The sequence below is a fragment of the Marinobacter sp. AC-23 genome, assembly GCF_001858325.1.
GTDB lineage: Bacteria > Pseudomonadota > Gammaproteobacteria > Pseudomonadales > Oleiphilaceae > Marinobacter.
On sequence record NZ_MBPP01000025.1, the window covers coordinates 69,750 to 90,459 of the forward strand.

Below are 20,710 nucleotides of genomic sequence, written 5' to 3' on the forward strand. Positions count from 1 at the left end.
CTGGTAACTCCAAAAACAGGGAATGCATCGGCTAATGTTTCTGAGCGACTCCAAAACACTGACGACACCCCGTGGCACCTTTACATACCGCAACGCTGGCCGAGGGGCACCATTGGTGATGATCCATGGTTGGCCAGAAAGCTCCTATTCCTGGGAGCACGTTAGCCGCCATTTGGCTGCCGGGTTCAAAATCATCGCGCCAGACCTGCGCGGCTTGGGCGACAGTGAGCGCGCCGTCGGCGAGGAGCATTACCATAAGGCAGAGCTGGCACAGGATGTGATCAGCATGCTGGATGCTCTTGGTATACAGCAGTTTCAGCTTATAGGGCACGACTGGGGAGGCATTGTTGCGCAGGAGATGGCGCTGGCGATCCCGGAACGGGTTACCCGATTGGGTATCATGAACATTGCTGTGATCAATAACTTGAATGGCAACATGGAGGTTGTTAAGAAAGTGCGCTCAACAGGTGGCGCCAGCTATTGGTATCAGCACTTCCAGCAAGCGCCTGGCATGGCAGAAGCGATGATTCCCGGAAACGAGGAAGTCTGGCTCCGGTACTTCATGAGAGGGGCAGAGCACCCTATCCCGGAAGACTCGATTGCTGAATACGTGCGCATGTACTCCATCCCCGGCACGCCTGCCGCGGCAGCCAACTATTATCGTACCTTCAATAGCGATGCCAAACGCTGGGCTACTCTATCCGATCATGTATGGCCTATGCCGAGCATTTATATCTACGGCAACCGGGATCATGTGATCATTCCCGAATACCTGAATCACATTGAGGGCTGCTTTGAGGATATTCAGGTTGTTCAGGTAAAAGCCGGACACTTTCTGCATGAGGAAAAACCAGAAGAGGTGGCTGGGTATATCAATGGCTTTTTTGAACCTGCTCTGGCGGTGAAATAGTGAACACTTCTATGAAATTTCCGATCGTTACTGTCACCCTGGTTTTGGCCGCGCTGCTGTTTGTTCTATGGGACCAAACCCGAGAACAGACGCAAACGGTTGATGCAAGTCGGTTTACCAATCTGAAGGAAAATCCCGTAAAGCTTAGTACAACCGTGGATTGGGTTGTTACCCAGGTGCCGGCCCTTTGCGGGCAGGCGAATGGCAAAGCCGAAGGCGACAAAGCCCGCTGCATAAAGCAGGCAGAGGCACGCACCTCAACCTGCCGGCGCGGGGTGTACGATCGATTTCCGAGCATTGTGGCGTCAGATGCCGTTTTCCGGGATGTGTCGATTACGTTGATTAATTGCCTGGCTCCGAGCTCGTCAAGTTAGCAACACCGGAACTCTGTGGTATCCACCTACCGGCGCAACTTCTCGCTCTGGCGGTTGTCCTGGCACCAGTTCAATGGACTGCACTTCGCTGAGCAAAGTCTGTAATACAATCCTTAGTTCCCAAGTGGCTAGAAGCCGGCCTGGGCAGATGTGCTTTCCGGCGCCGTACACAATATTCGCGGCCGCATTCCCTTCTGGATCAAACTGGTTGTTGCCGAACACAGCTTCGTCGCGGTTGGCGGATGTCCAGTTCAATTTAATTTTTGCACCAACTGGGATTTCCCGGCCACCGATTCGAACGGGGCAGGTGGTCACGCGCCGATTGGAGGCGAATGGGTTGTCGATGCGCAGTATCTCATCGATGATCGCTTCCATCTCGGCATTCGGGGCAGTTCGCAGCCGATCTACAAGCTCGGGGTGCTGGGCTAGATGGGCGATAAGCACACCAACACACAGAGCGATGGAGCTTAAATCGCCGCCTGTCCAATTGCGCAGAATTGAAACCAGTTCTGGCTCTGTGAGCGGTTGCCCATTGACGGTCTCACGACAGAGCTTTGTGGTTAGGTCGTCGGGCGCATTGCTGCCAGCTGCACGACGGGTTTGGACAACATAGCGGATGATCTCATCAAACTGTTCAGCTATGTCCGCCATCCAGGCATGGTCACTGGAACGGGTAGCCGCATGATTTTCTTTCATCCAGGCCAGCAGCTTTGGCTCCAGTTCCGCAGGCCATCCCAGCCAGGCACACTGAGCACGAACGGCAAACACGGCACCTATGTCATTTACGGCATCCAGTACTTCACCACGGGGCAATTCCGCCACCAGCTGAGTCGCGACGCGTTTGAATATGGGTACGAACGGCTCTACCGCTTCTTGGGAAAGATACTGTTTGATAACGTTGCGGTAGAGGGAATGTTCTTCTCCGTCTAGCCCATTCGGGACCTGCAAATAGCGAGAGACTTGGCTGGAAAACCGCTTGTTATCCAGAGCTGCAGCCAGAACGTCGGTATGGCGCAGCAGCACCCATTCTCCCTTAATATTTCGCACGACAGGATGTTTGGGGCGTAGCTCGTCGGTGTAGGCTCGCAAGTCGCACCCAGCTACGGACAAATCATCCGGCATGTGGTCAGTCATATTGACTCCTCTGCCATCACAATATGTTGCCCGCCTAGCATAACTGCAATTGTTCAAATCAAAATTGCGAAAGAACAAGGCTGGCCGAACTTTGCATCACTTGCTGTAGATTCATTTTGTCGCCATATTTGATTCAGGGCTCTGACGCAGGTTTTCTCCAACCTCTGAGAGAAAGGTCCGGATTCGGGTTACTCGCCGCAGATCCGGGTGAGTTAGCAGCCAAAGTTGGGTCGTCAATTCCGGCACCGGTTCGGAAAGCCGGATGAGTTGCCTGTCGGAATCCCCGATATAGCAGGGTAGTACCGCTATCCCTGAGCCCTCACGTGCGGCTCCTTGCATTCCCAGCATGGAGTCGACTCGGTAATGGCAATGATCGCCGCGATCACCTTCGGTCATCCATTTTTCCAGATTGGCGTCGCCCATGTGGATGTCCGGCCCTATCCACGCTTGTGTTGAAAGATTGTGTATTGGCAGGGGGTAGTGAGTGGCCTGCCATTGTTCGCGTTGGCCGTAGACCGCTTGGGTAATATCTCTAACCCGCCGACCAACGAGTGTTTCCGGTGGGCTGCGGGTGGGACGAATGGCGATATCGGCTTCGCGTCTGGAAAGGCTATGAAGTTGGTTGGAGATGACGACTTCCAACTCGATTTCTGGATGTTTCTTGCGAAAACCCGCGAATATCTTGGCCAGAAGGCCAAAAAATAAAGTGTCGGTGGTAGTAACGCGAATGGTGCCAGTGAGTTTGAGGTCTTTTCCTGCAATGCGACGTTCGGCGCCCAGAACTTCCGCCCGAATGCGGGCGGCAGAAGCCGTCAGGTCTTCGCCTGCCAAGGTCTGGGTGTAGCCGCTGCGTGTCCTGTTGAAGAGGCTTACACCGATTCGTTGCTCCATATCTGTCAAGCGGCGAAAGATGGTGGCATGACTCACTTTCAGGAGGCGCCCTGCACCGGACAAGGAGCCAGTTTCGGCGATCGCAAGTACAATCTGTAGGTCATCCCAACGGATTGATTGTTCATTCATGCAAGCTAACATCTCAAGTTTTTGGAATGTCTGTTCTCTATTCAACAGGTTAGCCTGTCACCAGACATATGGACAGAGGTGTTATTACATGAAGGTGCTTATATTACTGGCTCATCCCGAGCGGGCCTCATTCAATGGTGGACTGGTCGACTTGGCCGCCGAGGTGATGGCGCATGCTGGCCATGAGATTGAGATAGATGATCTTTACATGGAAGGTTTTGATCCCGTTGAGCGGGCATCCTGGTATACGCAAAGAGCGGATAGCAGGTATTTTGCCCCACTGACGGAGCAGCGGGCGCATCACGAGGGCAACTCCTTGCCCGAGGATGTACAGCGAGAAATTGCGCGGCTGGAATGGGCAGAACTTGTGATCTTCCAGTTTCCCCTTTGGTGGCATGCTCAGCCGGCGATACTCAAAGGCTGGTTTGATCGGGTTTTAGTATACGGAGGTCTCTACTCTGGGCGTATGCGTTACAACCACGGGTATTTTCGAGGCAAGCGCGCTATTTGTTCCGTCACTACCGGTTCGCCGGAACACACATTCATGCCGTTCGGGCGTGCGGGCAACATGGTGGAATGGCTGTGGCCGATTCAATCGTCGCTGTATTACGTTGGGTATGATGTGCTCGCACCCCAGGTGAATTATGGAGTTCAGGGTGGTGGCCTTGCCTATCAGAAGGAGGGTGAGTTCAAGGAGCATCTGAAAGCGGCGAAGAAAGCTTGGGCTGCCCGTTTAACCGGTTTGGAAAACGAGTCCGCGATTCCGTTTACAGGATGGGATGACTGGGATGCGGACGGAGTGCTGAAAGCCAGCCACCCCATGCGCTGGCGGCTATGAGCGGGCTCCCAATGCCAAAGAACGCAAAGTGACGGCTTTGTTCCGTGTGCCCATCGAAGAAGGGGCGTTCAAGAGCCGAACAGGTGGTCCCAACGAGGAGGCTGAAGATATGGCCTTACCTGTTTGGCACGGAATACAGGCGATTTGTGCCGAGTATTTCTTTAATCCGCTATATAACGAATCTTGCAAGCATGCTAAAAGATGGCCATCTCGGCGGCGGCCTTGTTCAAGCGTGTGTTTCAGGAACAGTCTGCCTATTTCAATTCATCAGGGTTTCAGCATGTCTGATAAATTTTTCTTCAAAGGTCGACAGGATGCACGCCAGCACCACACGACCTACGGCGGTTTCCAAACCAACGCCAGTCAAAAAAGCGGTAGCAAAAAGCACCCGTTGAAGCTTGTGGTTACCTGCGAAGCCCGCAAGAAAGAGGTTGAGGCACTGGTGGAAGAGGCTCACCTGTATGCGGATATCACGCTCGATTCCAGCAACGGCGCTGTCGAATCTATTGGGGAGCTTACCGCGATTTTGAGCAAGGGCAGCACCATTAAGAAGCAGGCTAAAACGCCTTCTCGAAACGACCCATGTAGTTGCGGTAGCGGCCTGAAATTCAAGAAGTGCTGTGCCTAATACACAGAAAAGGAGTACCCATGCTTATTTGCGGTGTTGAGCTCAGTGGCAGTGATGCCGTGGTGTGTTTGCTGAACCTGGATGCGGGGCAGTTCAGCCTGCCAGAGAACAAGGTTCGCAAAATTACGTTGAAAAAGAACCATACCCGTGAAGACTTGCAGCAGTTTCAGGCGTCTTTTGTGGCGTTTTTGGCGGAACACGATGTAAAAAAAGTGGCGATTAAGGAGCGTATGCCCAAAGGCAAGTTTGCTGGGGGGGCCATCAGCTTCAAAATGGAAGCGGCTATTCAGTTGATGCCAGCCGCGGATGTTGAGGTGAGCCTGTTCTCACCTGCGACCATCAAATCGACACTTTCTTCCAAGCCGATGCCTGTTCCCTTTGCAGCGACAGGGTTGAAAGTGTTTCAGGAAGCCGCTTTTGTTGCAGCTTATGTGGGGCATCTGGCGAAATAGCTGCTGGTGCTGCTTTTCTCCAGATGATCCTGGGGTTTACTGTGCGGTTGTCACGTACTTCAGAACCTCAACCACTTGCTCGGGAGTTTGCGCCCACGCCATGGCGGATGCGTCTACTTCCTTCAGGGGGTGGATAATATCGTCGTTGTGCAGAGTAACGTAAGGTGTGCCCATGGCGGCACAGAACCCGGCATCAAAGGCTGCGTTCCATTGCTTGTACTTGTCACCAAAACGAATCACCGCCAAGTCGCACTGTTCCAGCAGAGTCTTGGTGCGAATGCTGTTCACCTTGGATGACTGGTGATCACGCCAGAACCCTACTTCTGGCTTGCCCAGCATGTCGCCTGCCGCATCGCTGGCTTCATGGTTGGTGACAGGTGCGGTGAATTCCACCGGCAATCCGGCGGCTTCTGCTCCAGCCTGAATCTGCTCACGCCAGTCAGTGTGGATTTCGCCAGAGAGATACACAGTCCAGATCATGGAGTTCTCCTAGATAACGTTGATAGGGGAGGTTTGAACCTGCGAGACCCTATCATAGCTTGGCACTTTACAGAATCTTAGCCTCGTTAATCCTCTTCGTCATCGGTCACCTTCGCAAGCTGAGCCCGGGTCTTCAGGCGCCCCTCTCGGCGAATCTCTGCATTATCAAACCGTCGTTTTTGCTTGCCCCCTTCTGGAATGACTGCGGGCACATCCACGGGTTTGTCGTTGGCGTCCAGGGCTACGAATGTGAAAAACGCAGACAGAATATGACGTGTCTCGCCGGTATAACTGTTCTCAGCTACAACCCGGGCGCCGATTTCCATAGACGATCCCCAGCTGCGGTTCAGCGACAAACTGAACAGCAAGGTATCGTTACCCTTCGCCGGGGCACGAAAGTGGATGGAATCCACCGCAGCGGTCACACAAACATGAGCCGAGTGGCGCTCGGCAACCACCAGTGCCAGGCGGTCGCACTTCGCCATAATCATGCCCCCGAAAACAGTGTCGTGGGCGTTCATGTCATTAGGGAAGACTTTGTAAACGTGCTTCTCAATGGCAGATGCGGATACGGGTTTCGACGAGTTCTCAGGCATAACATCCTTTCTTTGCGAGTGCTTTGGGCTAAGGTTGTTCATGAGGGTACTACATCTTTGAAAGCGCTGTGCAGAGCTTGTAATTCCTCCATTCGCGCCAATTATATATAACCAGAGAACAATCTTTGACCAGATGCGAGGGGTTCGATGGATTTCAAAGATTATTACGCCGTACTCAGTGTGAGTGAATCTGCTTCACCTGAGGAGATTAAAAAAGCTTATCGGAAGTTGGCACGAAAGTACCACCCGGATGTCAGTAAAGAGGATAACGCCGATGAGAAGTTTAAAGATCTCGGTGAGGCTTACGAGGTGCTGAAAGACCCGGAAAAGCGCGGCGAGTACGACCAGCTGCGCAAGCACGGTACCCGGTCAGACGGGTCTTTCCAGCCACCCCCTGGTTGGCAGAGCTCGTCAGGGTTTGGCAGCGGCGGTTATACCGATGCAGATACTCGCCAGTTCAGCGACTTTTTTGAACAGATGTTTGGTGGCGGCCAAGGTTCGGCGCGCGGCGCTGGCAGTGGTTATCGGCAGAACGTGCGCATGCGTGGAGAAGATGTTCGCGCACGGCTGCCGCTTTCACTGGAAGAAGTGTTTAACGGGATCGAGAAGCAGGTTTCCTTTGTAGTGCATGAGGCAGATGAACAAGGCCGCATTGTTGCGCGCCAGAAAAACCTGAAAGTGAAAATCCCCGCAGGCATGCGGGAAGGGCAGCATCTGCGACTTAAAGGCCAGGGGTCGCCTGGTATAGGTGGCGGAGCGCCGGGCGATTTATTGATTGAGGTAGAGCTGGCGCCGCATCCGCTGTTCAGTATCGAAGGCCGAGATGTTGTTGTTACCATTCCGATAGCGCCCTGGGAGGCCGCGTTGGGTGCGACAATCACTGTGCCGACAGTGGGTTCCAAAGTGAATGTGAAGGTGCCCAAAGGCACCTCTTCGGGCCGCAAGTTGCGCCTCAAGGGTAAAGGGCTGCCGGGTAAGCACCCAGGCGACCAGATGGTTATCTTGCAGATAGCCGTGCCGGAACAGCACTCCGAAGAAGCAGAGAAACTTTACGAGCAGCTCGCCGAAGCCGAGAAAGCGTTCGATCCACGCCGCAAGTTCCATCTGTGAGGGGGAGAGTAAAGGATGAGTGACAAAAACAGCATTCTGACCGTTGAAGTGATGGACTCTAATGGCAGCACCTTCACCCTTCACGAAGTGTGTGAGCGGGGTGAGTGTCACGCGGAGTTTGTAATTAAACTGGTAAACTACGGCATTATCACGCCAGTGGAGCCGGCAACTGAGGCCCGCCAGTGGGTGTTCGATGTGGCTGCCCTTGCCCGCTTGCACAAGGCCCTGCGCTTACAGCGAGATCTGAAAATGAACTTGCCTGGCCTGGCCATGTCCTTGGAGCTTCTGGATGAAGTTCAAGACATGCGGAAGGAGATGGAGCGGGTTAAGCGCCAGCTGCGACAATTAACGGGAGAGTGGTAAGCCTCCTTGCCAAACCCGTTTTATTGATTTTCTTCGAGCGCCTTGATCTCGGCGTAAATCTTTTCTGCCTCCTCCATTAGGGTTCCGTGGCTTCTCAGATCCCCATTGCGCTGTGCATGCAGCGCTTTTGTTAATTTTTCCTCGTAGGCTTTTTGTAGCTTTTTTTTCGGATTGCCCTTTAAAAATCCCAGCATGCTTTCGTCTCGTTTTGCATTGTGTTTAGAATTTTACGTCGGTGTCGTTACTTTTGCTCACCAGTTACAATAAGGAAATGCGCCAGATCCCCAGTGAGGACGTATCTAATCTTGTAGTGACAGTGAACCACAGTGTGGTTTGTAGTAAAGGCGCCACCAGTGTTTTCTATTTTGAAGAAACACCTCGTCCGGTTCTAAAAGAGAGAAAGCATCATGAATTCCAGCAGCCCGCCCAATTTTGTTTGTCGCTGGGAACCCACCGAGCTTGCAAGCACTATATTGTCTGCGTCTAGCCGCGAAGTGGTAAGGCATTGGATCAGCGCTGTTGCATTTCTTGATGAAAATCAGCATCCGGTTCTGTTGGCTATGAGCAATGAGAGTGAGCCTTCCTTTAACCAGCTCGTACAAGCTGTGGATCCAGGATTTGCACCCTCTGTGGTTCTCAATGAGCTACTGCGTAAAGGCATTGTTGAGCAGGTAGATAGTGGCTGCGTGCTACTCAGGCGGAGTACCTATATACAGGATGTCCCCGGTTTTGAAACCTCGCCCAAAGCGAGGCGACAGAAGCATCGCTCTGGCTCAGTTGCAGGAAGGCGGCATAGCGATGAAGCCTGACTGCAGGTGTTGGCAAGTGCGCCAACCATCTTTTATAAATCTGCAACAAAACCCTACATAAAGAAGTCCCCTTTTATTGTTTGCTTTGCTACAACTATGGTGCGAAGTATCTTAACGACGACAAAAACAAATACTCCGGCCCCGGAATAACACTTTAAGGGAGTTCCCATGGCCTCTCGCTTTCTGAAAAGTCTGATCTCCAGCCGGCTGCTTCGGCCGGTCTTTCTGGTTTTGATTGTTGCAGGCGTGGCACAAGTTGTGATCAGCCAATGGTTGATCACAGAGCAGGTTGATCGACTGGTAAACACTGCCAGCTCAGAACTTGAGACCAGCAGTAGTGAACTTAGCGAGTCCTTTGGAAATACCCGTGACGATGTTCGGGTGCGCTTGCAGACTATGCGAGAGGAGAGCATTGGTGAATTAGCTAATGAGCTTACGCAGCAGCAGACCGACCAGCAGGAGCGAGTTGCAGAGAATGTGCGCAATGCAGTTATGGCGGAAACGCAAGGCCTGGCAGATGTATTGGCAGCCGTTGCGGGGCCGCTGATCTGGGACAGAGACATTCCAAGACTGACCGAACTTGTGGAACTGGCCGACGCCAGAGATTCGGTGCTGTTTGCTGTCTATTTTGATCAGTATAGTGAGCGTATGACTCGGTACGTAGACCGTACCGATGAGCGTGTTGTTAAGCTTATGAAACAAGGCAAGGGCCGTGGCGCGGCCAGCCGCGTGCTTGATGCGGCTAATCGTGACCCGAATATCGTCATCATAACCGCAGACATAAAGCCAAAAGGCTCCGCTATTGGCCAGCTAAAGCTTGGACTTTCGCTGGAAGGTATAAATCGAGACCTTGCCCAACTTAAAGAGGAGTTTAGCGCGACTCTGGCGAGCACCATCGATGCATCAGGTCAAACGCTTGATACGGAAACCGAACAAGTTAATCAGCGGCTTCAAGAGCAGCTCTCGGCTATGGGTGCTGATACGCAATCGAGTATTAGCGACACAGTAGACGCACTACGGGCAGAAGCATCTGGTTTGTCCTCCAGCCTGGTAGTCGTTGCAGTGAGCTCCATGATTATTCTCTTGATTTTGATGGCTGTTGTGCTTGGGGGTGGCGTTCTGCCACGTATCCTTCGCTTGAACTCTGCCATTCGCGGTATCGCTGATGGGGAGGCCGATCTGACCCGCCGGGTGAACCTGAAGGGCAATGATGAGCTGACGGAGATGGCCCGGGGTGTTAACCAGTTTATCGCCCGCATTCAGGAGCTGGTATCCGATGTTAAGAGTTCCGCAGAGTCTGCCGTCGGGCAGGCGCAAATCCAGGGAGAGGTGAGCCGCGATGCGGTTGCAGCGGTTAATGCCCAGCAGCGCGAAGTGGCAGAGGTATCGGAAACCATGGCGGCTATGTCCCACAGCATTGCCGGGGTTGCGGGTAACATTCAAGAGGTTGCGGGGGCTGTGCGTAGTGTCAGTGCAGAGAGTGAAGCCACCGCGGGGATATCCCGGAACGTGCGCGAGCGTTTGGATGAGGTTGTATCCAATGTAGAAAGAGCTGTAGCAGCGATCAGCACACTCAACAACCAAAGCTCAGAAGTTACTTCTGTGTTGTCGGTTATTGGCGCCATTGCCGAGCAAACCAACCTGCTCGCTCTTAATGCGGCCATTGAAGCCGCAAGGGCTGGGGAGTCAGGCCGTGGTTTTGCAGTTGTCGCGGATGAGGTAAGAACCTTGGCAAGCCGGACTCAGAAATCCACCACAGAAATTGAAGCCATCATTGCGCAGTTGCAGCAGGGCAGCAAACAAGCAGTATCGGTGATTGGTGACGTGTCTAAGCAGGTTGCGGAATCGTCTGCCCAGTTCCGTAGAGCGGATGAGCACTTCGATCAGATTAATCAGTTACTCAGCCGTTTGCAGGAACAGGCTCTGAGTATTTCGTCTGTGGCAGAACAAGAAGGCCTGCAGGCAGGAAAACTCAGCGTCAGTATTGAAGATATTGCCCGCTCATCTTCGGGCACTGTTGAGGCGATTCAGCGCTCTGACCATGCCAGCTCAGAAATCAGCGAACTGCTTGCCGCACTCCAAACCAAAGCATCCCAGTTCCGCGTGTGAGGGAGCGGGGTGCCTTGGTGTTGTGTTTGTTTACCCGCAAACACGTGCCCGTGCGCCTTCATATTCCTGTTTGAGCCGCGATACCAGAGCCTGAACACTGACTACGTCGTTGATTTGGCTAACCCCTTGACCGGCTGACCACACAGTTTTCCAAGCTTTGGCTTCGTCATCCACCGGCTTGAGTTTTTCGCCGTAATTGATTTCGCCAGCCTGGCTTAACTTGTCCATAGGGAACCCGGCGGCTTCCAGGCTTTGCCGCATGAAGCTGGCGGGTATGCCAGAAACCGCTGGAGTATGAATAATGTCGCCGGATACGGATTCAATGATCATGTTGCGGTAGGCATCTTCTGCCCGGGATTCTGTGGTGTTGATAAAGCGTGTGCCCATGTATGCCAGGTCCGCACCAAGGGCTTGGGCGGCCAGTATATCTTCGCCGTGGGATAGCCCGCCGGCCAGCAAAATGATGCCATCAAACACGTCGCGTATTTCATGCACCAGAACAAACGGGTTAATGGTGCCCGCGTGCCCACCGGCGCCGGCTGCAACCGCAATAATCCCGTCCACACCTGCCTCGGCGGCTTTGCGCGCGTGCTTCTGGTTGGTTACATCGTGAAATACCACGCCACCATAGCTGTGAACGGCCTCCACCACCTGGCTCGCCGCGCCCAGCGAGGTGATGATGATGGGTACTTGATGTTTTACACACAACTCCAGATCAGCCTGCCAGCGCGGGTTAGAGCGATGCACGATCAGGTTGACGGCATAGGGGGCGATATTTTCTTCAGAGTGTTCTTCTTTCAGCTTTCCGTGGCCCTCGTTCATTTGGATCAGCCACTCTTCAAACCCTTCGCTGGTGCGTTGGTTAAGCGCTGGAAAACTGCCAACTATGCCTTCTCGGCAACACGCAAGCGCCAATTCCGGGCCGGAGATGATAAACATGGGGGCTGCGATGAGGGGCAGGCTGAGAGAATTCTTGCGAAAGGCAGGGAGTGGCATGAGATCTCCTTAATTTGTATTGGAACTTATGTAGGATATAGAGGATCTTAGCCTGCTTGAGCAATTGTGGGAACGTTCGTTTGCTAACAAACATCGGGCTACCTCTGTAAAACAAAAGGAGTAAAGAATGGGTGAAGCTAATCGTCGTAAACAAACCGGTGCACCGCCGCCCCGAAAAACCGCCTCGAAAAAGCCTTTGGTTATCGGCGTGAGCGTGCTGGTTCTGGCCGCTATTGTGCTCGGTGCTTTTTTCCTTACCGCATCGCCCAAACCAACGTCAGATGCGTTGCCAGTCGCTGTGCCTAATGCAGAAGCCTTTCCGGAGCGGTTGGACCAATACGGAGTTTCTGTAGGTGCTGATGACGCCCCGGTTGTTGTGCGGGAGTTTGCAGACTACCAGTGCCCGGCCTGCGGTATGTTCTCGGAGGCCAGCAAGCGACTGAAAAAGGAATATGTTGAGGCAGGGCAGGTACGCTTTGTGTATTTCGACCTACCGTTGCGACAGCATCAGAATGCTTTTCCAGCCGCTGAGGCTGCCCGCTGTGCCGGCGACCAAGGCGCGTATTGGGAGATGCATGATCGCCTCTTTGACTCTCAGTCTGAATGGAATACCTCTAACGACCCCGTTGCGACCTTCACCCGTTATGGTAACGATCTGGGCTTGGAAGAGCGCCGCTTTCGCCGTTGCATGACAACAGAGCTGCATCGGGAAGCCGTTGAAGCAAGCCGCCGCGTTGCCATGCAGTTGCAAGTAACCAGCACCCCAACGGTGCTTGTGGACAACATTCGCCTTACCCGCCCGGGTTGGGGGCAGCTTTCAGCTGTTGTGCAGCGAGAGCTTTCCAACGCTGGAAAGTAACTGCTAGCTTCAGGCTTCGGCCAGCCCTGACTTGAACAAAAGCCAGAGTGGGTTAAAATCTGCGCCCTCTCTGGCTTAATCTTTCCAGATAAACAAACCCATGCTCCGGATTTACGATCCGGCCCGCAGGAGAATCCCCATGAGCAACAACGTTGTTGTGTGCGCGCTTTACAAGTTCGCCGTTCTGAATGATTACAAAACCCTTCGTCATCCATTGCTGGATATCATGCAGGCCAACGGTGTGCACGGCACGCTCCTGCTTGCCCGGGAAGGTATTAACGGCACCATTGCCGGAAGCCGCAGCGGTATTGATGCAGTGCAGGCCTGGCTGGCCAGCGATGAGCGTTTTAGTGGTATTGATTACAAGGAATCCTTCGTAGATATCCAGCCGTTCAAGCGCACCAAGGTGAAGCTCAAAAAAGAGATTGTCACCATGGGCGTTGATGGCATTGATCCGAAACGCATCGTGGGCACGTATGTAGAGCCCGATGAGTGGAACGCTTTGATTTCAGACCCGGAAGTGCTTCTTGTGGATACCCGTAACCAGTACGAAGTGGAGATTGGCACTTTTGAACATGCCATGAACCCCGCCACGGACACCTTCCGCGAGTTCCCGGATTACGTGAAACAGAACCTGGACCCGGCAAAACATAAAAAGGTTGCCATGTTTTGCACAGGTGGCATTCGTTGTGAAAAGTCCACGGCGTATCTGAGGGAGCAGGGTTTTGAGGAGGTTTATCACCTAAAGGGCGGCATTTTGAAGTACTTGGAAGAGGTGCCGGAAGATCAGAGTCTCTGGAAAGGTGAATGTTTTGTATTTGACGATCGGGTTACGGTCAATCATCGTCTTGAGCGCGGCGGCTATGACCAGTGTCATGCGTGTCGTCGCCCGATTACTGAGGCGGATAAAGAACACCCGGGCTACCAGCAGGGTGTGAGCTGCCGCAGGTGCATCGATTCCCTGAGTGAAGACCAGAAGGCGCGCTTCGCCGAGCGCGAGCTTCAGATGCGCTTGGCAGAGGCTCGAGGAGAGTCCCATGTGGGCGGTGACGCCGCCCGCATTATTGCTGAACGTAAAGCGCGCAAGAAATCTGAACGTGAACGCCAGGCCGAAAAAAGCCTGAAAGGTGAGTGTCAGAACCTACCCGTGCGTTAACAAGTGTTAATACGCTTGAACCAATTATTCAAGGAGCTTTCATGAGATTTAAGAAAACCGTTGCCATTATCGCCATCTCGGCTGCACCACTTGCTTATGGCCAGGATGACAAAAACTGGGAAGGCGAGGCAGAGCTCGGCGTACTTATGACTTCTGGTAATACTGACGAGACCAACGTAAACGGGCGTTTAGGGCTGGTTCATGAGGGAATAGACTGGCGCAACATTGCCGAGTTTAGCTCCAACTACTCTGAATCTGAAAATGAAGACACGGGTGAAGATCAAACCACCGCTGAGAAGTACAAAGCGGCTCTTGAAACGAACTACAAGTTTGATGAAAGCCAGTATTGGTTTTTGCGCGGCACCTACGAGAAAGATCGTTTTTCCGGGTACGATTTTGAATCCACTGCCACCACCGGTTACGGGAATCGAGTTTGGCAGCGTGGCGAGCGCTCATTCCTTGATCTGTCGGCGGGTGTCGGTTATCGCTATAACAAGCTGGTAGTTGTGAACTCCGACGGTGACGATGCTGAGAACGAAGCAATTGCACGTCTGGCTGCGCAGTTTAACTATGCGCTTTCTGAAAACGCGCTGTTTCATCAAAAGCTAAGTACCGAAATTGGTTTGGATGAAAACAACGTGATCAGCCAATCCGAGACGGCTATCAAAGCAAACATAATGGGCAACCTCTCCATGAAGGCAGCTTATCGCGTGAAGCATGTATCCGATGCGCCGGCCGGCACAGCCTCCACCGATACCGAGACGTCCCTCTCACTGTTGTACGGCTTCTAAGCTAAAACCTTACACCTTGTTCCTGAGCCCCAATTCGTCCGGATAGGGGGCCAGGTACTGTTGCAGACGCAGGTAATCTGCGGGTTCCCTGCGCTGCGCCATCCTCAGCAATGTCATGGGCACAATCAGAGGCACCTCGCCGCGGCCATAGGCGTCAATTTGTTCAATCAGAACCTTGCGATCCTCGCCCTCCATAGCATCCCGCAAATAACCCATCAGGTGCTGCATTACGTTTATATGTGAGCCCCGGCTTACTTTCTGGTTCATGGCCTCCATAAATGCCTGAATATAGCGGTTCGCGATGGCTTCCAGTGCGTCTGATTTTAGGTCGCTCAGCATGGGGCCAAGCTGCCGATAGATTTTCTCTGAGTGCGCCAGTAACTGGAATTTGTGACGGGTATGGAACTCGATTAGCGCTTTCGCAGTGAGGTTCTCGCTCGCCACATTCTGCATCCAGTCGTCATAGGCAAACACCCGCTCAATGAAGTTCTCCCGCAGTGCGTCATCGTTCAACCGGCCTTCTTCTTCTACCGGCAGCAACGGGTAGGCACGCATGAGCGCTTCTGCAAACATTCCCTGTCCATCACGGCGCACTACTTGGCCTTCCGGGTTGTGAACTTTGATACGCGCCATGCCGCAGCTTGGGGATTTAGCCATCAGAATGTAGCCGCGCAGGTGGGCCAGTTCAGGCAAAATTCCGTTTGTGAACTCCTGCATAGCGCTGGTGTGGTCGGCAGAGCCTTTCGTGTCTAACAGGCGCATGCCGCTCGGGTATTCGCGCAAATGAATGGCCGGGCGGGGGACGCCCAAACCGGCTTCCAGTTCTGGGCAAATAGGCCGAAAATCAAAGTGCTGTGATAACACTTCTGTGCAGTATCTGGAATGTTTATGGCCGCCATCATGGCGAACTTCTTTGCCTAGCAAACAAGTGCTGATCCCCACAGGAATGTCGCTCACGTTTCTCTCCGTTTGCTTAGTTTTTTATCATTGAGTGCCAAAGTAGTAGCGTAAATCTCGCGAACATCACTGGCAAACTGTTCAACTGAAAAATCTTTGGCGAATGCCAGAGCTTGCTTGGAAAGTGTGTTACGCAGCTCGTCATCCTCCAGCAGCCGCCTTACCTGTGCGCACCACTGATCTTGTCGCTCGGGGGTTTTGAAACCGTTAAAGCCTTGGCGGACAACATCTTCAATGCCGCTTGACCGCACGGCGACCACCGGCAGGCCTGCGGCCATGGCTTCCAGTATGACCATACCTTGAGTTTCGGATTTTGACGCAAACAAAAAGGCATCGCCCAGGCGGTACCACACCGCCATATCTTCCGGTGGCACTGCGCCAACCAGCGTGATGTGTTTTTCCAGGGCGAGTTCCCGGATCCTGTCTTGAAGGCGATCTTTCTGATGGCCCTCACCGATCATCAGGAAGTGAAAAGGCCTGCTTGTTTCCTGGCGCAGCGCACCGATGGCGTCGATCATGAAGTCAATGTTTTTCTCGTTCGACAGCCGTGACACGCTGATGAAAATTTTCTCTTCGTTCAGTTTCAGAGCCTTACGAAGCTTTGCAATCTCAGCGTCCGTGACTGTTTGAAAACGTGTGTACTCGATCCCTGTGGGCTGTACGAATGTGGGTGTCTTCACACCGATCATCCGAAGGTATTCCTCAGTTGAATAAGTGGGCACGATAACGCCATCGCACTTGTTGGCGAAGCGTTTGATTAGTGCATGAGAGATGAGATTGCGGAAGATAAGCCCCGGCAGAGGCACAAAATGGGCGTAATGCTCTAACCGGGTATGGTATGTATAAATGGCTGGGACCTTGAGGCGATGCGCCATAAAAAGCCCAAGCGAGCCCAGCCAGAACGGGTGGTGTAGGTGAATAATGTCTGGGTGAAAGGCCCGCACACGTTTGCGGATACGGCCAAGAAAGATATTGGCCAGCCGGAACTCTCGCTTCTCGCCCATGGCAAGAAGCGAAGGAACCCGGAGCACGCGCTCTTCTATTTCTGGTTGGTCTTTGTAGCGCGGCGCTACAACCAATAGCTTGTCGCCAAGGTTTTCTAACCCTCGCCTGAGTCGCGCAATGGATATAGGCACGCCACCTATAAACGGTAGGTAGTTATTGGTGAACATGGCCACCCTTAACGGCTTCTCCAGCCATGGTGTCGGATCCAGGTTGTAGTCTGGGTAGTAATCCTTGCCCACAAAAATGATCGAGTAGAGTTTGATTGTGATGGCGGCAAACACTGCCACAATCAGGAGGAAATTCAGATAGCCGGCATAAAATAGCGAATACACAAAGAACCAGAAGCTCTCGAGTCGCTTAAGGATTGGATGCTGGCCAACTTCTAGTTGTTGAAGCGTATGGGTGATCTCGCCCGCCGGGCTAACATTCACTCGCACGTAGTGATAGAAGCTGGTGTCGTCGTTCAATACTAACCCACCAGCGCCGCCGGTGGTGACGAACAGCGTGTTACCCAACTGCTTCTCTGAGTACAGCGAGAGGTTGGAGGAGAATACTGCATCAATATTGTGTTTTTCGACCATGCTCATGAGCGCATTGCGAAACTCCGAGGGTGCAAGGTAGTCCTCCGGCTGGTCGAACAGGGCATCCTCCTTGGGCTTTAGAGGAGGATGCCCAATAAACAGAAATCGGGCGTTCGAACTGTCCTGGCTGAGAAGGTCGTCCAGCCAACGAATCTGCCATTGCCAGGGTGTTTTTCCGGTGCTGTCCAGAAAAATTAGCCGACTGTTGCCCGCTTGAATGCTGTAGAAGTGCGGCCCGAAGTGGTCGTAAAAACGGAAGCTGCCAAAGTTATCGTATTCATGGGCGCCAAATGTGAGCAAATAAGGAATATTCAGGTGACTGAGGCTTCCATAAAGGGCGCGATATTTGTCTTCGCCACCCCCGCTCACAGCGTTGCCGGCTGAAACCAGAAAATCCATTCCTGAGGCGTTCAGCTCTGGAATAATGCGCTCTTCAAAAATGCCGACGGAGTTATTGATGTTACCCACCACGGCAAAGCTGAAGGGTTCGGTGGCGGATATATCACGATGAATGCGCTCTACCTGCTCGGTGTGCACGCCGGCAAAGTCTTTCATGAAAAAGTTCAGATAGCCTTTATAGCCAACCAGCAGTACCACGATTAAAAGGCAGAGATAGAACAGTAGCTTTGGCGGGTTTCGGAAAATCATCCGGGTTTCCTGCGACTTTTAATCAGTTCTCTTTGCAGCACGATCAGGCCGATGATCATGCCAAGATAAATGGTGATCAGGCGCCAGCTTACAATAACCAGAATCAGATGGTTCCCTGAAAGGATATCGCTGAAGAAGCTGCCGAAGACACCTTCTGAGATGCCGGATGCTCCGGGTGTTGGCGAGAAGTACATAATGAATGTAGTGACAACCAGCAGCCCCAGCGACATCAGGTAATCAACATCGTAACCCAGGCTGTATATCAATAGGGCAGGAAAGCTGAACAGGCTAAGCAGGAATACGGCGGTAAAAAGGACTGACAGCGCCACGAAAAGAGGCCTGCCTCGAAGGTAGTCACCAAAACTGTGTGAGAATCGCAGCATTTCCCGTCTAGCCTTGAACTGCCAGTGCCTATGGCGGGTGTCGTTTATGATATGCCAGCGATTAAGCGTTCGAAGCAGGCTGCTGAGCGGCCCGATAAGCCAGCGAGTACGAAACAGCAGAGTAATGAAAAAACCCAGATACAGCAGGATGAGGATGGCTAGTGCGAAACCCAGATCGGCGGTGATGGTTTGGCCATCAAATGCATCCAGAGTTAGTAAGAAAGCAGGCGTAAGGGAAAAGATGAACAGCACGGCCAATACGGTTCTAATGGTGGTTGCAGCCGTGGCTCTGCCCACCGGAACCCCATGACGGTGCAGATACCAGATCTGTGCGAACCCGCCGCCGGTAGCCATGGGAGTGACGTTGGAAAAGAACAGGTTGATAAAAACCAAGCGAAATATTGTCGGAAAGGACAAGCGGTGCCCGAGCGCGCGCAGAGTGAAGTGCAAGCGCAAACCATCAGAAACGAAATACACCAGTAACAGGGCAGCAATAGCCGCAAGGGTTTGTGGTGCAATCAGCCGGCTATCAAAACGGATGCTACGCCCCGCGAACTGATCGTACACGGTGTAAAGCCCTGCCGCTGTGAGCGCGATAAAAAGCAGGCTGAACAGTATAAGGCGTTGTGCGGAGGTACGTTTTTGGTAGCTGGTGTCGGTGTTGTCAGTCATGAGCAGCCCGTCAAAATTAGACGGGCAGTTTACAGGACTCTAGTGACCATAAACCATCATGGTGGTATCTGTAATGGCAAAGTCGGTGAACTGAACGCTTCCAATGCTGACTTGGCCTACCTTAAACACAGGCATATCAATGTCGGCCCGGAACTCGACCTCGTGAATCGAAAGTCCTTCTTTGCCAGAAACCGAACCGGTACCGCGAGAGAGCTTGGCAGTGGCGCTTGCCATTCCAAAGTGACCTAGGGTGTCGTTGCCGCGCCGATTATGAATCTGCAAGCCTTCGATGCCCACGGCTGCAAAGTTGAACAGCAAAATGACATCCGCTGCATCCCAGTTCAGGCTGCCGTTGGTGATTTCAAAGTGGGTATCCAGCTGCAATTCGGCCCCAGACACGACGTTGCCATTGGCTAGTGTTTTGGTTGCCCCGCCCGCGTTACGGATAACCAGATCGGTAGGCCCTACATAGCCTTGCAGAAGCACATCGGAAAACAGGGTAGCCGAGCCTTCAGTACCGTTGGTAGTAATACTGCCAACCTCTAGTTCAAAATCCACCGCTTGCAGGTAGTCGGTCAGGCTGGTTGGGTCGCCATAGTCTGTGGCACCCAAGTGAATAACCAGATCGCCACTGTTGAACTGCTTGCCAAACTCGCCGCCCACGGAATATTTCGTTAGTGCGTCGGAGACATCGGCATTGCTGGTACTGAGAAGCCCTGCATTCGCCCGGCGCGCAACTTCCGAAAAGCCATGCTCAAGGACTTCACCGGTGCCGGCAATGTCCACGGTCAGCGTCAGGTTGTCCAGAGCCGTATTGTTATGACCGGAAAGCCGCATGTCGTTTACATTCAGCGAGCCTTCATCTGTCCAGGACAGGCGATCGATGTTGATTTTTGTTTCCAGCTCAATGGTTACTCCGGCCTGCCCCGTTACCCCTGAGAGCGTACTGTCCGTCAATGGCTGGAATTCGGCCATGGCAGTGGTAGGCAAAGAGAGTGCAAGCACCCAGAGTGAAAGCGCTGTTGATCGCGTCGTGCTGCGAAAGGTGTGCGGCTGCATCATGATGGCCCCGGCTTTACGGTCTGTTTGTTACATATTGTTACGATAGGCAGGAAGCAGCGAGATGTCTGTGAGCTCAATCACAGTTGGAGGTAGAAGACAGAGCTGTTTGAATCATCACCTTCTGGTGCTCGGCAAAGTCCCGGATAACAGATTGGGCCTCTTCTACATCCCGCGCTAATACAGCCTGCGGAAGGCGATTGAAAAACTGGCTTGTCTCGGTCAGACCGTGGCGATAGCGCTCCGCACTGAGGTAGTAAGCGCGGCTCACCGCTGGCTTAAAGTTTGAGAGTGCTTCGGTGAGGTATGCATTGCCTACAAGCTCACAGCAAGCCTCCATCACCTCAAAACTGGCTTCCACCACAGCGGTGAGGTCAACCGATGGCTTTTTCATTTGCTCCACAGCATTGGCGACCACAGCCAGCATGCGATCCCGATCGCTTTCCTGCCAGCGCTCACACAGCCTTGCCGCAAGCATCATCAGCAGGTGCATGTAAACGTCGTACAGCTCTGAGGCATGGTTTGCATCGAGCTTTGAGGCAGCTGCGCCCTTGCGAGGCGTGATTTCTACCAAGTGCCAGCGCTCCAAAGTGTACAGCGCCTCTTTTACCGAGGCCCGGCTCACTTTGAGCTCAGTGGCCAGTGTGGCCTCCTGAATGCGCCTGCCAGGCTGTATTTGCCCGGTCATAATTCGTTCTGCCAGGTAGTTGGCGATCTGCTCCGCCAGGGTATTAGGCACCTTGAAATCCATAAAGGTTCTCTGAACAGGTCTTTAAGGCC

The 20,710-nt window shown here is 53.0% G+C and carries 23 protein-coding genes; 12 read left to right on the top strand and 11 right to left on the bottom strand.

Translation table 11 applies throughout. The features are described 5' to 3' along the window. Positions 1-34 precede the first annotated feature (34 nt). A complete protein-coding gene (locus BCA33_RS09665) occupies positions 35-910 on the top strand; it encodes an alpha/beta fold hydrolase (protein WP_071265345.1) in 876 nt (291 codons plus the stop codon). 11 nt (positions 911-921) lie between these two features. Continuing rightward, positions 922-1,284, top strand: a complete 363-nt coding sequence (locus BCA33_RS09670; protein ID WP_071265406.1) for a hypothetical protein — start codon at positions 922-924, stop codon at positions 1,282-1,284. On the opposite strand, the gene BCA33_RS09675 is transcribed toward BCA33_RS09670, so the two are convergent. Together BCA33_RS09675 and BCA33_RS09680 are read right to left on the bottom strand one after the other, a co-directional pair. Next, the gene (locus tag BCA33_RS09675) at positions 1,276-2,418 is read right to left on the bottom strand and encodes a cytochrome P450 (RefSeq protein WP_071265347.1); all 1,143 of its coding nucleotides are present in this window, start codon (positions 2,416-2,418) and stop codon (positions 1,276-1,278) included. The two genes, BCA33_RS09670 and BCA33_RS09675, sit on opposite strands and share 9 nt — an antisense overlap. A gap of 111 nt (positions 2,419-2,529) precedes the next feature. Then, positions 2,530-3,438 (bottom strand): LysR family transcriptional regulator, encoded by a 909-nt coding sequence (locus tag BCA33_RS09680; RefSeq protein WP_071265349.1) that lies wholly within the window; start codon positions 3,436-3,438, stop codon positions 2,530-2,532. 88 nt (positions 3,439-3,526) lie between these two features. Here BCA33_RS09680 and BCA33_RS09685 point away from each other — a divergent pair, with 88 nt between their 5' ends. The 3 genes from BCA33_RS09685 (at position 3,527) to BCA33_RS09695 (ending at position 5,356) form a co-directional block, all read left to right on the top strand. Further along, the gene (locus BCA33_RS09685) at positions 3,527-4,276 is read left to right on the top strand and encodes an NAD(P)H-dependent oxidoreductase (protein WP_071265351.1); all 750 of its coding nucleotides are present in this window, start codon (positions 3,527-3,529) and stop codon (positions 4,274-4,276) included. A 280-nt stretch (positions 4,277-4,556) separates the two neighbouring features. Further along, the gene (locus BCA33_RS09690; RefSeq protein WP_071265353.1) at positions 4,557-4,904 is read left to right on the top strand and encodes a PBPRA1643 family SWIM/SEC-C metal-binding motif protein; all 348 of its coding nucleotides are present in this window, start codon (positions 4,557-4,559) and stop codon (positions 4,902-4,904) included. Positions 4,905-4,924: 20 nt separating this feature from the next. Further along, positions 4,925-5,356 carry a DUF3010 family protein gene (locus BCA33_RS09695; protein WP_071265355.1) on the top strand — a complete coding sequence of 144 codons (432 nt, stop codon included), beginning with the start codon at positions 4,925-4,927 and terminating at the stop codon, positions 5,354-5,356. Between the two features lie 36 nt (positions 5,357-5,392). Here the strand turns inward: BCA33_RS09695 and BCA33_RS09700 are convergent, their stop codons facing one another. Next, positions 5,393-5,836, bottom strand: coding sequence for a YtoQ family protein (locus BCA33_RS09700; protein ID WP_071265357.1), 444 nt, complete (start codon positions 5,834-5,836; stop codon positions 5,393-5,395). A gap of 86 nt (positions 5,837-5,922) precedes the next feature. After that, the gene (locus tag BCA33_RS09705; RefSeq protein ID WP_071265359.1) at positions 5,923-6,432 is read right to left on the bottom strand and encodes an acyl-CoA thioesterase; all 510 of its coding nucleotides are present in this window, start codon (positions 6,430-6,432) and stop codon (positions 5,923-5,925) included. A gap of 147 nt (positions 6,433-6,579) precedes the next feature. On the opposite strand from BCA33_RS09705, the gene BCA33_RS09710 reads away from it, so the two are divergent. Beyond that, positions 6,580-7,542 (top strand): DnaJ C-terminal domain-containing protein, encoded by a 963-nt coding sequence (locus BCA33_RS09710; RefSeq protein WP_071265361.1) that lies wholly within the window; start codon positions 6,580-6,582, stop codon positions 7,540-7,542. Between the two features lie 15 nt (positions 7,543-7,557). Then, entirely contained in the window at positions 7,558-7,905 is a 348-nt protein-coding gene (locus BCA33_RS09715) for a chaperone modulator CbpM (protein ID WP_071265363.1), read from the top strand. A gap of 20 nt (positions 7,906-7,925) precedes the next feature. On the opposite strand, the gene BCA33_RS20230 is transcribed toward BCA33_RS09715, so the two are convergent. Continuing rightward, the gene (locus BCA33_RS20230) at positions 7,926-8,099 is read right to left on the bottom strand and encodes a DUF6435 family protein (RefSeq protein ID WP_139172967.1); all 174 of its coding nucleotides are present in this window, start codon (positions 8,097-8,099) and stop codon (positions 7,926-7,928) included. A gap of 213 nt (positions 8,100-8,312) precedes the next feature. Here BCA33_RS20230 and BCA33_RS09720 point away from each other — a divergent pair, with 213 nt between their 5' ends. Further along, positions 8,313-8,714 (top strand): hypothetical protein, encoded by a 402-nt coding sequence (locus tag BCA33_RS09720; RefSeq protein WP_071265365.1) that lies wholly within the window; start codon positions 8,313-8,315, stop codon positions 8,712-8,714. 168 nt (positions 8,715-8,882) lie between these two features. Continuing rightward, positions 8,883-10,823, top strand: coding sequence for a methyl-accepting chemotaxis protein (locus BCA33_RS09725; RefSeq protein WP_071265367.1), 1,941 nt, complete (start codon positions 8,883-8,885; stop codon positions 10,821-10,823). A 30-nt stretch (positions 10,824-10,853) separates the two neighbouring features. On the opposite strand, the gene BCA33_RS09730 is transcribed toward BCA33_RS09725, so the two are convergent. Then, entirely contained in the window at positions 10,854-11,819 is a 966-nt protein-coding gene (locus BCA33_RS09730; RefSeq protein WP_071265368.1) for a nitronate monooxygenase family protein, read from the bottom strand. 127 nt (positions 11,820-11,946) lie between these two features. Between BCA33_RS09730 and BCA33_RS09735 the strand changes: the two genes are divergently transcribed. The 3 genes from BCA33_RS09735 to BCA33_RS09745 all read left to right on the top strand — a co-directional run bounded on the left by BCA33_RS09735 (position 11,947) and on the right by BCA33_RS09745 (position 14,625). Continuing rightward, on the top strand, positions 11,947-12,678 hold the full coding sequence (locus BCA33_RS09735; RefSeq protein ID WP_071265370.1) for a thioredoxin domain-containing protein: 732 nt from the start codon (positions 11,947-11,949) through the stop codon (positions 12,676-12,678). A gap of 139 nt (positions 12,679-12,817) precedes the next feature. After that, complete coding sequence (locus BCA33_RS09740; RefSeq protein WP_071265372.1) at positions 12,818-13,834, top strand: rhodanese-related sulfurtransferase; 1,017 nt, start codon at positions 12,818-12,820, stop codon at positions 13,832-13,834. A 41-nt stretch (positions 13,835-13,875) separates the two neighbouring features. Then, positions 13,876-14,625 carry a YdiY family protein gene (locus BCA33_RS09745; RefSeq protein ID WP_071265374.1) on the top strand — a complete coding sequence of 250 codons (750 nt, stop codon included), beginning with the start codon at positions 13,876-13,878 and terminating at the stop codon, positions 14,623-14,625. Positions 14,626-14,634: 9 nt separating this feature from the next. Here BCA33_RS09745 and BCA33_RS09750 read toward each other — a convergent pair whose 3' ends face one another. The 5 genes from BCA33_RS09750 to BCA33_RS09770 form a co-directional block, all read right to left on the bottom strand. Then, on the bottom strand, positions 14,635-15,582 hold the full coding sequence (locus BCA33_RS09750; RefSeq protein WP_071265376.1) for a DUF523 and DUF1722 domain-containing protein: 948 nt from the start codon (positions 15,580-15,582) through the stop codon (positions 14,635-14,637). Beyond that, complete coding sequence (locus tag BCA33_RS09755) at positions 15,579-17,816, bottom strand: glycosyltransferase (protein WP_071265378.1); 2,238 nt, start codon at positions 17,814-17,816, stop codon at positions 15,579-15,581. Before BCA33_RS09755 ends, BCA33_RS09750 begins: the two co-directional genes overlap by 4 nt. Continuing rightward, complete coding sequence (locus BCA33_RS09760) at positions 17,813-18,871, bottom strand: lysylphosphatidylglycerol synthase transmembrane domain-containing protein (protein ID WP_071265380.1); 1,059 nt, start codon at positions 18,869-18,871, stop codon at positions 17,813-17,815. The genes BCA33_RS09755 and BCA33_RS09760 overlap by 4 nt, the downstream gene beginning before the upstream one ends. Positions 18,872-18,910: 39 nt before the next feature. Then, entirely contained in the window at positions 18,911-19,933 is a 1,023-nt protein-coding gene (locus BCA33_RS09765; protein WP_302848221.1) for a DUF6160 family protein, read from the bottom strand. Between the two features lie 73 nt (positions 19,934-20,006). Beyond that, complete coding sequence (locus tag BCA33_RS09770) at positions 20,007-20,681, bottom strand: GntR family transcriptional regulator (RefSeq protein ID WP_071265382.1); 675 nt, start codon at positions 20,679-20,681, stop codon at positions 20,007-20,009. Between the last annotated feature and the right edge of the window lie 29 nt (positions 20,682-20,710).

Bases quoted from the DNA above. Each gene is read 5' to 3' on its own strand.
- BCA33_RS09665 (WP_071265345.1), top strand. From the start codon at position 35: ATGTTTCTGAGCGACTCCAAAACACTGACGACACCCCGTGGCACCTTT.
- BCA33_RS09670 (WP_071265406.1), top strand. From the start codon at position 922: ATGAAATTTCCGATCGTTACTGTCACCCTGGTTTTGGCCGCGCTGCTG.
- BCA33_RS09675 (WP_071265347.1), bottom strand. From the start codon at position 2,418: ATGACTGACCACATGCCGGATGATTTGTCCGTAGCTGGGTGCGACTTG.
- BCA33_RS09680 (WP_071265349.1), bottom strand. From the start codon at position 3,438: ATGAATGAACAATCAATCCGTTGGGATGACCTACAGATTGTACTTGCG.
- BCA33_RS09685 (WP_071265351.1), top strand. From the start codon at position 3,527: ATGAAGGTGCTTATATTACTGGCTCATCCCGAGCGGGCCTCATTCAAT.
- BCA33_RS09690 (WP_071265353.1), top strand. From the start codon at position 4,557: ATGTCTGATAAATTTTTCTTCAAAGGTCGACAGGATGCACGCCAGCAC.
- BCA33_RS09695 (WP_071265355.1), top strand. From the start codon at position 4,925: ATGCTTATTTGCGGTGTTGAGCTCAGTGGCAGTGATGCCGTGGTGTGT.
- BCA33_RS09700 (WP_071265357.1), bottom strand. From the start codon at position 5,836: ATGATCTGGACTGTGTATCTCTCTGGCGAAATCCACACTGACTGGCGT.
- BCA33_RS09705 (WP_071265359.1), bottom strand. From the start codon at position 6,432: ATGCCTGAGAACTCGTCGAAACCCGTATCCGCATCTGCCATTGAGAAG.
- BCA33_RS09710 (WP_071265361.1), top strand. From the start codon at position 6,580: ATGGATTTCAAAGATTATTACGCCGTACTCAGTGTGAGTGAATCTGCT.
- BCA33_RS09715 (WP_071265363.1), top strand. From the start codon at position 7,558: ATGAGTGACAAAAACAGCATTCTGACCGTTGAAGTGATGGACTCTAAT.
- BCA33_RS20230 (WP_139172967.1), bottom strand. From the start codon at position 8,099: ATGCTGGGATTTTTAAAGGGCAATCCGAAAAAAAAGCTACAAAAAGCC.
- BCA33_RS09720 (WP_071265365.1), top strand. From the start codon at position 8,313: ATGAATTCCAGCAGCCCGCCCAATTTTGTTTGTCGCTGGGAACCCACC.
- BCA33_RS09725 (WP_071265367.1), top strand. From the start codon at position 8,883: ATGGCCTCTCGCTTTCTGAAAAGTCTGATCTCCAGCCGGCTGCTTCGG.
- BCA33_RS09730 (WP_071265368.1), bottom strand. From the start codon at position 11,819: ATGCCACTCCCTGCCTTTCGCAAGAATTCTCTCAGCCTGCCCCTCATC.
- BCA33_RS09735 (WP_071265370.1), top strand. From the start codon at position 11,947: ATGGGTGAAGCTAATCGTCGTAAACAAACCGGTGCACCGCCGCCCCGA.
- BCA33_RS09740 (WP_071265372.1), top strand. From the start codon at position 12,818: ATGAGCAACAACGTTGTTGTGTGCGCGCTTTACAAGTTCGCCGTTCTG.
- BCA33_RS09745 (WP_071265374.1), top strand. From the start codon at position 13,876: ATGAGATTTAAGAAAACCGTTGCCATTATCGCCATCTCGGCTGCACCA.
- BCA33_RS09755 (WP_071265378.1), bottom strand. From the start codon at position 17,816: ATGATTTTCCGAAACCCGCCAAAGCTACTGTTCTATCTCTGCCTTTTA.
- BCA33_RS09760 (WP_071265380.1), bottom strand. From the start codon at position 18,871: ATGACTGACAACACCGACACCAGCTACCAAAAACGTACCTCCGCACAA.
- BCA33_RS09765 (WP_302848221.1), bottom strand. From the start codon at position 19,933: ATGATGCAGCCGCACACCTTTCGCAGCACGACGCGATCAACAGCGCTT.
- BCA33_RS09770 (WP_071265382.1), bottom strand. From the start codon at position 20,681: ATGGATTTCAAGGTGCCTAATACCCTGGCGGAGCAGATCGCCAACTAC.